The organism is Pusillimonas minor, from assembly GCF_014237865.1.
GTDB classification, from domain to species: Bacteria; Pseudomonadota; Gammaproteobacteria; order Burkholderiales; family Burkholderiaceae_B; genus Neopusillimonas; species Neopusillimonas minor.
On sequence record NZ_JACJUU010000009.1, the window covers coordinates 54,674 to 68,261 of the forward strand.

Here is a 13,588-nt window from a genome sequence, read left to right on the forward strand (position 1 = left end):
AACCATGAGTGACCGTCACCTTGTTTTATTGGCCGCCCTTTGCCTGATGACCGGCGTGGGCGCCGGCGCATTTGGCGCGCATGGCCTGAAAGCCTGGCTGTCTGCCGATATGCTGGCGGTATGGCAAACAGCCGTACTGTATCAAATGATACATGGGCTGGGTATGCTTGGGGTTGCCGCCATCGCCCCCCACTTTGCATCAAAACTGTTGCTGGCCGCCGGCGTGGTCATGTTTGCCGGCGTCGTGATTTTCAGCGGCAGCCTTTATATACTGGCACTGACCGGCATACGGGCGCTAGGCGCCATTACCCCCATTGGCGGCGTTGCATTTATAGCTGCATGGGTTATGGTTGCCCTTGCGGCATGGCGCTTTCGTCGCTAAACGCCCGGTTTTTTAAAACACGATAACAACACGGAAAACACATGATTCATCACGCCGACCTCGACGATTACATCGTGGCCCTGCCCAAGGCAGAGCTGCACCTGCACATCGAAGGCACGCTCGAGCCCGAACTGATTTTTGAACTGGCCCAGCGCAATAAGGTGTCGCTGCCCTACGACTCGGTTCAGTCGCTGCGCGACGCTTATGCTTTTACCGACCTGCAGTCCTTTCTTAACTTGTATTACGCCGGTGCCAGCGTACTGATCACCGAGCAAGATTTTTACGACATGACCATGGCTTACCTGAAACGCGCCCACGCCGACGGGGTTTGCCATACCGAAATCATGTTCGACCCGCAAACCCACACCGAACGCGGTGTCGCCATCGAAACGGTTTTTGCAGGCATTGCCGGTGCGGTACGCGATATGCAACGCGACACGGGGCTAAGCAGCTACCTGATCATGAGTTTCCTGCGGCACCTGTCCGAAGCGTCTGCCTTCGAAACGCTTGAAGCCGCCCTGCCTTTGCGCGAAGCCTACGACGACGTCTGGGTGGCGATTGGTCTCGATTCCGCCGAGGTCGGCAACCCGCCCGAAAAATTTGCCCGCGTTTTCCAGCGCTGCAAAGACCTGGGTTTCAGGCTGGTTGCTCACGCCGGCGAAGAAGGCCCGGCACAGTATGTGTCCGACGCGCTCGACGTGCTGCATGTCGAGCGCATTGACCACGGCGTACGCAGCGAAGAAGACCCGGCGCTCATGCAACGCCTGATCGACGAGCAGATACCGCTTACGGTATGCCCGCTGTCGAACCTGAAGTTATGCGTAGTAGACGATATGGCCGAACACAATCTGGCGCGTTTTTTGCGGCAGGGTGTGCTGGTCACAATCAACGCCGACGACCCCGCCTACTTTGGCGGCTATGTGGCCGACAATTACCGTGCGGTCGCAAAATCACTGAAATTGTCGCGCAGCGAATTGGCGCAACTGGCCGACAACAGTATTGTGGCGTCTTTCTTGCCCATTGGCCGCAAAGCGGCTCTGCGCGCCCGTATCCGGGCCATGGCGCAATAAGGGTTGCGGCACTCCGGCGCAGGGCACACAGCCCTGTGCCGGGCCGCCTTACCTTTGTCAGGCCGGCCCCTCACCCGCGGGCCGGTCTTCATCCCAGTCTGTCCAGGGCACGCCGTTTTCTTCAAGATACCCGTTCACGGCCTGCCCGAGCGTCGGAAAAAAATGATCTTGCTCAAACCTTGAAAATACCCCCAGTGCTTTCAAGTCGTCTTTGACCGGGTCTTTCATTTCGGCAAATGCCAGCACAATCCCTTGGGCGTCCAGTCTTTCTTTCAGTTCAGACAACACATCGGCCGCCGTCACATCGACACTGGTTACAGGTTCGGCGGCAACGACCAGCCAACGCGTCGGTGTGGGCGCCGACTGAATGGCGTCGAGCACGCGGGTAGAGAACAATTCGGCATTGGCGAAAAACAAGGGTGCATCCCAGCGAAACAACACCAAGCCCGGAATGCGTCGCCCTTGCGGATACCGGGTGATGTCGTGATAGCCCTTCAAGCCGTCAACACGCGACAAAATGGCGGAATAAGGGCGCCAGCTTTCCCACACAAAAGCCACCAATGCAATAACAACCGCCAGCCCTATCCCCTCGATGGTACCCACGACAATCACTCCCGCCGAGCACCCGACCGAAAGCCAGAACTCGGCCGGCCGCATGCGGTAGATACGCACCAGGCTTTTCAGGTCAATCAAGCCGACCATCGATGCAATCACCACCGCAGCCAGCACCGCATCGGGCAAGGTCTTGAGCAGATCGGGCCCATAAACAATCAACAACAAAACGACGACGGCACCCACGACGCAAGCCAACTGGGTTTTGGCGCCGGCGGCATCGGCAACCGGGGTTCGAGATGCACTGCTGCTGATCGGAAAGCCCTGAAAAAAGCCCGTGGCCAAATTGGCCGCGCCAAGGCCAATCATTTCTTTGTCCGGGTTGACCTGATCACCGGTTTTCATGGCGTACGTGCGCGACAGCACGCTGGTTTCTGAAAAGGCCAGCACGGCCGCAACGGCACCGCCAATAGCCACCTGAAACAGATCGGTCAGCGGGATAAGGGGGACGGTGAATGACGGAAAGCCCTGGGGCAACGCGCCCAGAACGGCAACCCCGTGCTGGTCGAGACTGAACACGCCCGCCACCAGCATGGCCGCCAGCACGGCCACCAAAATGCCTGAAATACGCCGGTTATGACGCAGCAAAGCAATAAGCGCCAATGCCCCGCCCCCAATGGCCAGCGTGGGCCAATGCGTTTTACCTTCGGCGACCCCCGCAACAAAGCCAATGAACTTGCCGATGACGTCGTTGGCGTCGACAGTAAACCCGAACAGCGTGGGGGCCTGACTAACCATGACCACGACCGCAATGCCGTTCATGTAGCCGTAGCGTATGGGTTTGGACAACAGGTCGGTGACGAAACCGAGCTTGATGAAGCCGGCCAGCAATGAGGTAATACCTGCGGCAATGGCCATGGCACCCGCTAACGCCACGGCCTTGGCCGGGTCTCCCCCCGACAAAGGGACCACCACGGCAAAAATGACCGCAGCCAGCGCAGAATCGGGCCCTAACACCAGAATACGGCTGGGCCCGAACAAGGCGTATGCAAACAGCGGGATGATGGTGGCATACAAGCCGTAAACGCCCGGCAAACCCGCCGCCACCGAATACGCAATACCGACCGGTACCAAAATTGTTACCAGCACCAGGCCGGCGACGATGTCGTCTTTAAGCCAGGCCCGGTTGTAGTGCATTAATACATGCAGCCCGGGCATGAAGCGTTCTACGCGCATAGTTACCCTTTTAACGGCCAAACCCACAACAACAGCGGCACCGCCGTTGCAACAACCAGGATATCGAGCGGCAAGCCCATCCGCCAGTAATCGCCAAACCGGAAGCCGCCGGGCCCCAAAATAAGGGTGTTGTTCTGGTGACCGATAGGTGTCATGAATGCGCACGAAGCGCCAATGGCCACCGCCATCAAGAAGGTATCGGGGTTGACGCCCAATTGCTGGGCAGCGCCCAGCGCAATAGGCGCCAACACCGCGGCAGTTGCCGCGTTATTCATCAGGTCAGTCAGGATCATCGTCGTCATGAACACCACCACCAGCGCAATTACGGCATCGCCCCGCGCCAGATGATCGAGCAAGAACCCTGCGACTACCCCGGCCGCCCCGGTGGTTTGCATGGCGCCCGCCACCGGCAACAGCATGGCCAGCAGCACAATGACCGGCCAATCGACCTGCTCGTATACCGAGCGCAAAGACACAGTGCGAAACACCATGGACGCCAGCACACCGGCGGCAAAGGCAATGGCCGCCGACACCCACCCCGACGCGGCCGCCATCACCGCCAGACCCATGATGACGGAAGACAAGATGGCATTGCGTTTATCGGGGATGCGTACATTGCGCTGGGCCAACGGCACGGCGCCCATGGCCCCGGCGAAACTGCCCAGGGCTTCGGGTGGGCCCTGCAGCAACAGCAGATCACCCGCGCGCAGTTTCAAGGTTCTAAGACGGGTGGTCAGCCGCTGCCCCTGACGAGACACTGCCAGCAAATTAATGCCATAGCGGGTTCGAAGCAACAGATCGCTGGCCGAACGATTGACCAAGTCGGAAGTGGGCAACACGGCCAGCTCTTGCAAGACAAACTCTTCGGGACGTTCAGCGGGCTCTTCTTCGGGTTGATCGACCGGATTGTCTTGGGCCGGACCTTTACCCGCTTTGCTGGCCGCAAGATTCCGACCGGCGTCGGTCTCATCTGCCTGTGGCTCATCTTCGTCGTCTACCTGATTGGACTGAGCCTCTTCAAGCACCAACCCGAATCGAGACAGGACATCGGCCAGGCGCTCGGCATCAGTTTCAATCACCAGAATATCGTTGGCACGCACAACCCGTGCGGCGCTAGGTGCCATCATGCGAACCTCGTTGCGCACCAGCCCGATAATCTGGGCATCCAGCTCGTCAAACTCGGTATCGAGCTCGCGCAAGGATTTGCCGGCCAGTCTGCTTTCTTCAGGCACTCGGGCTTCGGTCATGTAGGCCTCGGTTTCGAAACCCTCGATACCGGCTTTCTCGCGAACCGGAACCAAACGCCAACCCAGTAAGGCAATAAACATAACCCCGACAACCGTAACCCCTACCCCTACCGGCGTGAAGTCGAACATACTGAAAGTACCCAGCCCGGCCGAATCGCGAAAACCCGAAATAATAAGGTTGGGCGGCGTACCGATAAGGGTGGTGGTGCCGCCCAGAATTGAGCCAAACGCCAGCGGCATGAGCACCTGACCGGGCGCCAACGAAAGGCGACCGGCTACCTGAATGGCCACCGGCATGAGCAAGGCCAACGCACCCACGTTATTCATAAAGCCAGACAAGAAAGCGGCCAAGGCGGTAAGCGCGGCAATACTGAGCATGGGACCGGCTTTGGCGGGCAACAAGGTCGACGTCAAGACATTGACCGCACCGGACGACTGCAAGGCACTGCTTAGCACCAGCACACAGGCAACTGTCACCACGGCCGTATGCCCGAAGCCGGCAAATGCTTCGGATGGATTGACCAGGCCGGTAAACACGCATGCCAGCATTGCGCCGGTGGCAACCATATCGTGGCGCCAACGCCCCCACAAAAACAGGCCGATGGTCACAAGCAAAATAGACAGAATCAGGGTTTGGTCTAGAGTCATGGTGCGCCTTGCCGCCCCGGGCGAGTCCGGAGTATGGCCGTCACTATACCTTGGGTTTGTGCTATTTTTAAGGCTCGAATAAAGGAGCTACAGATGTCAAATGAAGGCTATCACGAACCCGTATCCGAACTCAGCAACGAAACACGCGACATGCATCGCGCCATCGTATCGCTCATGGAAGAGCTTGAGGCTGTCGACTGGTACAACCAGCGCGTCGACGCCTGTAAAGACCCCGAACTCAAGGCCATTCTGGAACACAACCGCGACGAAGAAAAAGAGCATGCGGCCATGACACTGGAATGGATTCGCCGCCGCGACCCCGTTTTTGACAAAGAGCTACGCGACTGGCTGTTTACCGATAAAAAGCTGGACCACCACTAACCCGAAACAACGCCGGCTTAACGGCGCAAAATATCGGCATTAACGCGGTTAATGTCGTTGTGACCGCAAAATGCCATGGTCAGGTCAAGTTCTTTGGCCATAATTTCAAGGCAACGGGTAACGCCGGCTTCGCCGGCGGCACCCAGGCCGTACAAAAACGACCGCCCTATCATGGTGCCTTTTGCCCCCAGGGCTATGGCACGCAATACGTCTTGCCCCGACCTGATCCCGCTGTCCATCCAGACCTCGGTCTGGTTGCCGACGGCACTGACAATTTCGGGCAAGACTTCAATGGGTGACGGCGCGCCGTCAAGCTGGCGACCGCCATGGTTGGAGACAACGATGGCATCGGCACCGGCATCGGCCGCAGCCTGGGCGTCTTCGACTTCCATGACGCCTTTAAGCACCAGTTTGCCGCCCCAAAGGTCTTTGATGCGTTTGACGTCATCCCAGTTCAGGCGAGGGTCGAATTGCTCGGCTGTCCAGGCGCCAAGTGATGACACATCGGTAACGCCTTTGGCGTGACCCACGATATTGCGGAAGGTGCGACGCCGGGTTTGCGCCATGCCCAGACACCAATGCGGCTTGGTGGCCAGGTTTAACAGATTGCGCAGGGTGGGTTTTGGCGGTGCGGTCAGACCGTTCTTGATGTCGTTGTGACGCTGACCCATAACCTGAAGGTCAAGGGTCACCACCAGCGCAGAACACTGTGCCGCCTTCGCGCGCTGAATGAGACTTTTCATGAAATCTTTGTCACGCATGACGTACAGCTGAAACCAGAATGGTGCCTGGGTAAATTCGGCCACGTCTTCAATGGAGCAGATGCTCATTGTGGACAGCGTAAACGGAATACCGAATTTGTTGGCAGCGCGGGCGGCCAGCATCTCGCCGTCGGCATGCAACATGCCGGTCAACCCGGTGGGCGCAATGGCAACAGGCATGGCAACGTCCCGGCCCAGCATGGTGCTGCGAATATTGCGGTGTTCAATATCAACGGCCACCCGCTGACGAAACTTGATGCGCTGAAGATCGGCTTCGTTGGCGTGCAATGTGCTTTCTGTCCAGGACCCGGCGGCGACATATTCGTAGAACATGCGGGGGACGCGACGCCTGGCGGCGCGATGCAGGTCTTCGATGCAGGTCATTTTTGATAGGTTGGTCAAGGTTGATCCCCCGATATTGTTTTGATGCACAAGACCGCGGTGCGGGTGCCTGTGTTCTGGGTTTTGTTCGATGGGGGCAATTATAGGAAGGAAGGGATTTGAATGCGGGGGATGCAAATTATTTTGCCGGGTTGACGCACAAGGCTGATTTTTTTGTTATAGTTGCGCCCTTCGCGAAACTTCTGTGTTCAAAAGACACAGGCCGGGAAATAAAAACAAAAAATTTTCTGGCTTTTGCATGACACCGCAAAAAAGTTATGTTATAGTTTCGCTTCTTTACAGCGGCTGTAGCTCAGTTGGATAGAGTACTTGGCTACGAACCAAGGGGTCGTGGGTTCGAATCCTGCCAGCCGCGCCATATTTAAAAGGGCCTTCCTTCGGGAAGGCCCTTTTTCTTTGTGAGCGCCCCATTCTGGCTCGGCTCTACCCCATTCTCGGGGTGCAGTTCATATCGGGGAAACGCGTTCACCAGGCACAGTTAATCACACCGTTCCAAGCGCTTGTCTGAGTGTACAAACCGGGCCTTTTCAAAACCTGGGTCTGGCCAGGCATCGCATGGCCCCTACGGGGCTACCCGGCGTAAAGACCTTGCCCGCGGCGGGCGCGGAACTCGTGGGCTCGACCCAATGGGTCGAAAACGCCCACTCAAACAGCCGCGCCCTTGCCTCCACGGTCAAAGCCTTCCCGCCGGCATGCTCAAAGCCTAACCAGACCCAGGTTTTGAAAAGGCCCTGGAGCTTGCCGAGGACAGGGGCTCAAATTTTCGACGATCGAACCCAGTGATTAACTAGATTACTATGCAGCAAACTTTGCGCGTTTTTAGCTTTTCGTGTGTGTTAGCAAAAACCCCTGCAAACAGAAAGCCACCTACTAAAACAGCAAACTCTTCACGCATCCACTGAACCTCCGGACTACTTAAAACTCTTAAGCACTTTGTATGTAATGCCTGAGTTGTCCGCTTCAATAACTTCGATTTGAGCTCCCTTGTACCCTATCTTGTTTGAAGCCGAAAGGTCGTACTCAACATCATTGTTAAACGCTGGCCTCGCCGTGTTATTGCTGAACTCCCGATACCCAATATTGATCTTATTCCCCACGCGCCCACTATAGATAAGCGTTTGCTGAAAGCTCATTTCGCGACTAGAGGCACGTCTAATAACCTCAAAATCAGCGTCATAGCATGACCGAACGGCAAAAACAGTAATTACACAAATTTGCTTTGGTTTGTCTTTTTGTACCGACATCCCCTGAACCTCATCAGCAAACGGGTTCCGAACAATACCGGTCGGCAGGTAGAATCGCTCAGCTTCAGTGTAGCCAAGTTGCTGATACTCACCTGGCAAAATGTCGTAAAGAATGCCATCAACCATGTTCTTAACCAAAATGGCCTCTTCTTCTACAACCACACCCTTCCGCAACAAGTGGTCGCCAACTTGAGCCGATGCCAGCGCGCCGATCTCCGGCTCATCGAACGCCTTGATATCACGCTCCGCAGGGGCATACTTCACCGCACAACCTGACAAAAAAAGAGCTCCCACAACAGCAAGAAAGGTCAACTTCATAACTTCCTCTTCCTTAAGTAATTTTTAATACAGCGCAACTCACACCACTTTAAACACTGGCATTAGGCCTCATCAAAATAGTCGGCATCAATACGTTTTGACTCGTACACCGTATTCACCGATACGCCAACTCCGTGATCAAACATCAAGCCAGCAAGTCTGGCGCCATCTATCAAAATAATCTTTGCGTCTATCCGGGTGACGTAATCCTTCGCCTCTCGGGAATAAGAGGAAGTCGTGATAAATATGCCTTTTTTGGCGCGCTGTCCCTGAAGCGCACCAGCGAATTTTTGCAAATCAGGCCGGCCCACAGTGCCCTCATACCTTTTGGCTTGTAAGTAAATAATATCCAAACCTAAAGGATCCTCTTTAATGATTCCGTCAATCCCCTCATCACCCGAACGACCTATAGCCTCGCCTGCGTCCTTACGACTGCCGCCGTAACCCATTCGAACAAGCAAGTCGACGATGATCCTTTCTAAAAACTCTGGGGGATTCTCCATGACCCTAGCCAGCAGTTGGCGCTCAATATCAGCGCGCATCCTTGAATACGCATTCTCGAAGAGCTCTTCCGGAGTTTCCTGCGTTGAGATCAAATCCGGTTTCGCATCGACACCATCATTAACCAACAAAGCCTTATCGTTCTTCTGCGACGTATCTTCTGACAGGGCAGCCAGAAACTTGAGGTTAATTTGACCTGCTTGCTCGGCCAAGACACGTGCGCCAAAATCAGTAATAACTGATACACCACGTCGTGGCGCCCGAATTAGGCCTGCGTTGGAAATGTAAGTTTTTGCCCAACCGACCCGATTATCAAACATCCTTGCACGACCACTGGGCAACATTTGACGGCGGTCATCTTCAGTCAAGCCAAATTGATCGGCAAGAGCACTAACCAAATCACGATTTATATGCTCATGCCCGTCTTGATGTAACGCCAGAAGAGGCCGCATCAGAGTTTGAAAATCGGGGATACTCATTTCAAAATTAATAACGTTAATTGAAACCCGATATTAACGAAAATATGCGTCTTTCATTACATAACCCTCGAACTCGCAGCCGGCCGTCAAAACACTTAATCGCGTCCTGCCTTTTCAATAGCGCCTGCAATTGCCTGCGGGTCAGTAAACCAAACCTCGTGGCTGCCGCTGCACTCGACGTAGCGGAATAGACCCAGCTTTTCTGACAAACGGGGATGCCATCCATAGCTGTGCGGCAAGGCGGTGTCTTCTCGGCAATTCACATAGCTTTTAGGAACAGGACTGGCTGCCATAGGCTGACTTAATACAATGCCGTCTTGAAATGTTCTGTAAGGGTGGGGATTGAGTTTTTCGTAGGCCTGCGTGGCCAAATCTAACGCCGCATCGTTGATAAACGCCTCGCGCCACACCTGAAATGGCAGCATCACCGCACCATTGTTCTGAGATGCAATGGCATCAAAAAGCTCAACATAATGCGGCGGTACCAAATCGTTCAATGCCTCGCCCGGATCTGGCACGAAGGCGTTCACATATACCAGGCGGGCAAGCCGCCCTGGCCGCAAATCGGCCGCCCGCGAAATCACCATGCCGCCGTAGCTATGACCAACGAGCCGCACATCGTTCAAATCATGCTCGTCGATAAATGACACCAACGATTGCGCGGCGTCTTCCAAACCAATACTGGAACGGTCATCTTCGGGACGGTTTCCCGCCAACGTGGGGCACATTACCCGGTGACCACGAGCCCGAAGATGTTCGGCCACGGGCTCGAGTTCTGCTCCGGTGTGCCAAGCGCCGTGAACCAGCACATAGATGGATTGAGTCATGAGGTGTCTCCTTTGGTGTGTGAATATATTTTTAGTGCCTGATACCAGTAAAAATTGTGACTACTTCCCTACGTTAGCGGTCTTGCTTGCCATATTCATCCCCCGGGCGTAACTGGCCGGCGATACGCGCCAATACAAGATGGCCACCACAACGGCGCAGCCAAGGTGCATCACCCAACCGGCGCTGAAGCCGCCTGTGGACTCGTGCAACGCTGCAACAATCCAGGGCGGCATGGCCGCAATAAGAAAGCCGCCGCCTTGCATCAAGGCCGACAGCGTGCCTGCCTGAGTGGGATCGGGAAGATGATCGAGCGCCACAATAAGCGACAAGGCAAAACAGCCGCCCAGACCGGCACCCAACAACATGGCCCAGATCAGCGGCGCGGCCAGGGGCCAGAAGGCCAACCCGGCAAAGCCTGCGGCCTGCATGGCCAACGCCAACCACAGCCAAGGGCGGCGATCTTTTCCTTTGCGGGCCAATATGGGCAGCGAGATGGCCGTCAGGGCTTGGCACACCGACAGATACGCCAATAGCCCCCCACTGGCTGAAGCACTCCAGCCATACTCGCGATAGAACGGCGCCAGCCACGCTACCGTCGTTGAATAGCCGCCATTGACTAACCCAAAGCAAACCATCAGCAGCCAAACTCGGGGCCGGCGAAGATAGGCGGCCAAAGACAAACGAGCCGGTAAAATAGGAACGTCGCGAGGCAGGTAGCGAGCCACGAGCGCCAGGGCTAAAGCCGCCGGTAAAGCCATCCAGGCCAGACCTATATGCCAGGTGCCGCTGACGGCCGCCACCCAGGGCGACACTTGCGCGCCCAATGCGCCACCGCCCATCAGCATTGCCGAATACAAACCCATGACAACACCCACATGCTGGGGTAACTGACGTTTAACTACACCCGGCAGAACAGCCTGCACAACAGCTGCACCAAGACCAAGCAAGGCCGCCGTGCCGACTAGTTGCCAACCATTGGTGGTGAACAGTCGCAAGAACGACCCGACGACAAGTAGCCCCAACGCGGCCATCATGGACAGACGGCCGCCAATACGGGCTTGCAACACGGGCCCCGCAAATGCAAATACGCCCATCAGTAACATGGGCACTAGCGTAAGCAGCGAAATGCCTTTTAAATCAAGGCCGGTGGCCTGGCTGATATCGGCAGCCAAAGGCCCCACACCCGTAATGAAAGGTCGCAGGTTAAGGCCGATCAGGACAACTGCAGCCAAGAGAACAGCCGTTGACGCAGACCGCGCTGATTGCGCATTATGGACACTGGACATGCTCAATGGGCGCCCGCCGACAGACCTGGCGCGATGGCCAAGGTTGCAATAAGCCAACCTGCAAAAATTTGACGACAATTCATTTTTTAAACCCCACCTTTTACATCGCAAGCTTAGCATCTGGCACAGACATCGACCTCGCCTAAAATCGTTGCATAAATACCTTCAGCATCATGCAGTCCACGCGCTGCCGTGACGCCGATATGGCTGAATTAAACTTGATCATCAACCACAATGAAGAAAATATACTTGGCCGGCCCCGATGTGTTTCGCCCCGATAGCCACGCCTGGGGCAAGCATTTACAAGCGCTTTGCCGGCAACACGGATTGATTGGCCTGTACCCGCTGGATAACGAGATTGCTCAGGCGGCGACGCCGCAACAAACCGCATCTGCGATCGCCCAAGCCAATATGCACATGATTTCGCAGGCTGACGGTGTTGTGGCCAATCTCGAACCGTTTCGAGGTACCGAGCCCGATTCGGGTACGGTGTTTGAGGTCGGCGTTGCCGTGGCTTTGGGTAAGCCCGTGTGGGTGTTCTTTCCGTGGGCCGGCGACCTGCTGCAGCAAGTCGCCCACGATGCTCAGGGACATTGCGCCCAGGGTTGGCTGGTCGAAGACTTTGGTCTGCCCAGAAACCTCATGCTGGCGTGCCAATGGCAAGGCTACAGCCCAACGGTAGAAGCCGCCATTTCGGCTATGGCAAAGTATTTACAGGGCCCGAGTGATAAATGAGATTAAGCAAATGACTCACATGTTACGCATCGAAAATCTGACCAAACGCTATGACGATCACCTTGTATTCGAGAGGCTGAACCACAGCTTCGAACCCGGCTGCGTGGCCCTGTGCGAAGAAGAAAGCACAGGAAAGACCAGCTTGCTGGCGATTATTGCGGGTGCGATGGCGCCCAGCTCGGGCGACGTCTGGGTTGACGGGCATTCGTTAAAAAAAGCGCCGCGCGAAGCAAAATTGCGTCTGGCCTACATCCCCGACGATTGCCTGCAATTTCCGGACATGACCGGACGGGCACTGCTGGAGCGTGTCGCCTCGGAAAAAAATGTAGTGGTCGACAACAGCGTGCTCGAGCTTGCGTCGCGGTTTGAACTGACAGAGCACCTGGACAAACGTTTTGAACAAATGTCGACGGGGATGCGCCGCAAGGTTTACTTGACCGCTGCGACGTTGGGCAACCCGGCCGTGGTGGTTGCCGATGGCCCGAGCAGCGGGCTGGACTCAGCCTCCTGTGCCGTGCTGGCCGACGTTTTCAAAACCTGGGGCCGCGATCGTGTGGTGCTGTTTGCCAGTCACGACGCTAAGCTGGTGCAGGAATGCGGTGCGACGCCGTTGAATATTTCGGCGCCGGGCTGAATTTCACAAACAAACCACATCTGAACTTGATCAATCGACAAGAACCTCTAGCGCCATCAAGTACCCGCCCCGGCACCTGATCAACAGGCAACGGGCGGCACAGCCGCCCAACGCAGGCCCCTGCCGATTCTTAAACCTGGCTACAGCCTGCCCTCGAACTGATAACGGCTACCCGGGTACCACATCGTCGCCACTGAAGCGACCTGATCCAACGCCAACGTGGTCCGGTACAGAACCAGGCACGCCTCATCTTCCGGCACATGCAAATGGACGGCAATGTCAGCGGGCGCGTTGACCGCCTCGATGCAATAACGCACGCCTTGCAAAGGCGCCACACGCATCAAATGCTCATTCGGCGTGGACACTGAAAAATCCAGTGTCATGTAGTCGGGAGCGACGACAGCATTGACCCAACGGTCTTCGTACTGAATCGGTGTCTGATTATCGAAGTGAACGATGATTGAATGAAACAACGGATGGCCCGGCTGCACCTCGAACTGCACCGCCAGCGCCTCGGACGCAGGTGCGCTTTCAAGCAACAACACTTGACTGCTGTGCCGATGCCCTCGGCTGCGCACTTCGTCAGCAATGCTTTTGATAGCCACCAGGGTTGCCTGATACTTGCGGTGCGCCACATAGGTGCCCGAGCCCTGGATGCGCTTCAGAATGTTCTCGGCAGTCAGCTCTCGCACCGCCCGGTTCACGGTCATGCGCGACACCCCAAACTGACGCGCCAGCGAAATTTCGGGCGGAATTGCCTCCCCCTCGCGCCACTTGCCCCCCTGAATTTCAGTCAACAGATAGTCTTTGATCCGTTGGTACAGCGGGACTTCCTGTTCCGACATAACACACTCCCCATTATCCAAAGGATAGGTATTGCACAC

General features: G+C 56.1%; 13 protein-coding genes and 1 tRNA gene. 6 read left to right on the plus strand and 8 right to left on the minus strand.

What is annotated here, in order from left to right:
* Positions 1-4: 4 nt before the first annotated feature.
* Together GTU67_RS11455 and GTU67_RS11460 are read left to right on the plus strand one after the other, a co-directional pair.
* On the plus strand, positions 5-382 hold the full coding sequence (locus GTU67_RS11455; RefSeq protein WP_185780202.1) for a DUF423 domain-containing protein: 378 nt from the start codon (positions 5-7) through the stop codon (positions 380-382).
* 41 nt (positions 383-423) lie between these two features.
* The gene (locus GTU67_RS11460) at positions 424-1,452 is read left to right on the plus strand and encodes an adenosine deaminase (RefSeq protein ID WP_185780203.1); all 1,029 of its coding nucleotides are present in this window, start codon (positions 424-426) and stop codon (positions 1,450-1,452) included.
* A 57-nt stretch (positions 1,453-1,509) separates the two neighbouring features.
* Here the strand turns inward: GTU67_RS11460 and GTU67_RS11465 are convergent, their stop codons facing one another.
* Both GTU67_RS11465 and GTU67_RS11470 read right to left on the minus strand, forming a co-directional pair.
* The gene (locus GTU67_RS11465) at positions 1,510-3,240 is read right to left on the minus strand and encodes a SulP family inorganic anion transporter (RefSeq protein ID WP_185780204.1); all 1,731 of its coding nucleotides are present in this window, start codon (positions 3,238-3,240) and stop codon (positions 1,510-1,512) included.
* Positions 3,241-3,242: 2 nt separating this feature from the next.
* Positions 3,243-5,135 (minus strand): SLC13 family permease, encoded by a 1,893-nt coding sequence (locus tag GTU67_RS11470; RefSeq protein ID WP_185780205.1) that lies wholly within the window; start codon positions 5,133-5,135, stop codon positions 3,243-3,245.
* A 93-nt stretch (positions 5,136-5,228) separates the two neighbouring features.
* Between GTU67_RS11470 and GTU67_RS11475 the strand changes: the two genes are divergently transcribed.
* The gene (locus tag GTU67_RS11475) at positions 5,229-5,516 is read left to right on the plus strand and encodes an encapsulin-associated ferritin-like protein (protein ID WP_093970733.1); all 288 of its coding nucleotides are present in this window, start codon (positions 5,229-5,231) and stop codon (positions 5,514-5,516) included.
* Positions 5,517-5,533: 17 nt separating this feature from the next.
* Here GTU67_RS11475 and GTU67_RS11480 read toward each other — a convergent pair whose 3' ends face one another.
* Positions 5,534-6,661, minus strand: coding sequence for an alpha-hydroxy acid oxidase (locus GTU67_RS11480; protein WP_185780236.1), 1,128 nt, complete (start codon positions 6,659-6,661; stop codon positions 5,534-5,536).
* A gap of 299 nt (positions 6,662-6,960) precedes the next feature.
* Between GTU67_RS11480 and GTU67_RS11485 the strand changes: the two genes are divergently transcribed.
* Positions 6,961-7,037: transfer RNA gene (locus GTU67_RS11485), tRNA-Arg, on the plus strand.
* 553 nt (positions 7,038-7,590) lie between these two features.
* Here the strand turns inward: GTU67_RS11485 and GTU67_RS11490 are convergent.
* The 4 genes from GTU67_RS11490 to GTU67_RS11505 form a co-directional block, all read right to left on the minus strand.
* Positions 7,591-8,241 (minus strand): hypothetical protein, encoded by a 651-nt coding sequence (locus tag GTU67_RS11490; RefSeq protein ID WP_185780206.1) that lies wholly within the window; start codon positions 8,239-8,241, stop codon positions 7,591-7,593.
* 62 nt (positions 8,242-8,303) lie between these two features.
* Positions 8,304-9,221, minus strand: a complete 918-nt coding sequence (locus GTU67_RS11495; protein ID WP_185780207.1) for a restriction endonuclease — start codon at positions 9,219-9,221, stop codon at positions 8,304-8,306.
* A 95-nt stretch (positions 9,222-9,316) separates the two neighbouring features.
* Positions 9,317-10,048, minus strand: a complete 732-nt coding sequence (locus GTU67_RS11500) for an alpha/beta hydrolase (RefSeq protein ID WP_185780208.1) — start codon at positions 10,046-10,048, stop codon at positions 9,317-9,319.
* A gap of 60 nt (positions 10,049-10,108) precedes the next feature.
* The gene (locus tag GTU67_RS11505) at positions 10,109-11,335 is read right to left on the minus strand and encodes a cyanate transporter (protein WP_185780209.1); all 1,227 of its coding nucleotides are present in this window, start codon (positions 11,333-11,335) and stop codon (positions 10,109-10,111) included.
* Positions 11,336-11,569: 234 nt separating this feature from the next.
* Here GTU67_RS11505 and GTU67_RS11510 point away from each other — a divergent pair, with 234 nt between their 5' ends.
* Together GTU67_RS11510 and GTU67_RS11515 are read left to right on the plus strand one after the other, a co-directional pair.
* On the plus strand, positions 11,570-12,070 hold the full coding sequence (locus GTU67_RS11510; protein ID WP_185780210.1) for a nucleoside 2-deoxyribosyltransferase: 501 nt from the start codon (positions 11,570-11,572) through the stop codon (positions 12,068-12,070).
* A 19-nt stretch (positions 12,071-12,089) separates the two neighbouring features.
* A complete protein-coding gene (locus tag GTU67_RS11515; RefSeq protein WP_185780237.1) occupies positions 12,090-12,704 on the plus strand; it encodes an ABC transporter ATP-binding protein in 615 nt (204 codons plus the stop codon).
* 140 nt (positions 12,705-12,844) lie between these two features.
* Here GTU67_RS11515 and hutC read toward each other — a convergent pair whose 3' ends face one another.
* Positions 12,845-13,549, minus strand: coding sequence for a histidine utilization transcriptional repressor HutC (gene hutC, locus GTU67_RS11520; protein WP_185780211.1), 705 nt, complete (start codon positions 13,547-13,549; stop codon positions 12,845-12,847).
* Between the last annotated feature and the right edge of the window lie 39 nt (positions 13,550-13,588).

Coding starts and splice junctions, on each gene's coding strand:
- GTU67_RS11455 (WP_185780202.1), top strand. CDS start 5: ATGAGTGACCGTCACCTTGTTTTATTGGCCGCCCTTTGCCTGATGACC.
- GTU67_RS11460 (WP_185780203.1), top strand. CDS start 424: ATGATTCATCACGCCGACCTCGACGATTACATCGTGGCCCTGCCCAAG.
- GTU67_RS11465 (WP_185780204.1), bottom strand. CDS start 3,240: ATGCGCGTAGAACGCTTCATGCCCGGGCTGCATGTATTAATGCACTAC.
- GTU67_RS11470 (WP_185780205.1), bottom strand. CDS start 5,135: ATGACTCTAGACCAAACCCTGATTCTGTCTATTTTGCTTGTGACCATC.
- GTU67_RS11475 (WP_093970733.1), top strand. CDS start 5,229: ATGTCAAATGAAGGCTATCACGAACCCGTATCCGAACTCAGCAACGAA.
- GTU67_RS11480 (WP_185780236.1), bottom strand. CDS start 6,661: ATGACCTGCATCGAAGACCTGCATCGCGCCGCCAGGCGTCGCGTCCCC.
- GTU67_RS11490 (WP_185780206.1), bottom strand. CDS start 8,241: ATGAAGTTGACCTTTCTTGCTGTTGTGGGAGCTCTTTTTTTGTCAGGT.
- GTU67_RS11495 (WP_185780207.1), bottom strand. CDS start 9,221: ATGAGTATCCCCGATTTTCAAACTCTGATGCGGCCTCTTCTGGCGTTA.
- GTU67_RS11500 (WP_185780208.1), bottom strand. CDS start 10,048: ATGACTCAATCCATCTATGTGCTGGTTCACGGCGCTTGGCACACCGGA.
- GTU67_RS11505 (WP_185780209.1), bottom strand. CDS start 11,335: ATGTCCAGTGTCCATAATGCGCAATCAGCGCGGTCTGCGTCAACGGCT.
- GTU67_RS11510 (WP_185780210.1), top strand. CDS start 11,570: ATGAAGAAAATATACTTGGCCGGCCCCGATGTGTTTCGCCCCGATAGC.
- GTU67_RS11515 (WP_185780237.1), top strand. CDS start 12,090: ATGTTACGCATCGAAAATCTGACCAAACGCTATGACGATCACCTTGTA.
- hutC (WP_185780211.1), bottom strand. CDS start 13,549: ATGTCGGAACAGGAAGTCCCGCTGTACCAACGGATCAAAGACTATCTG.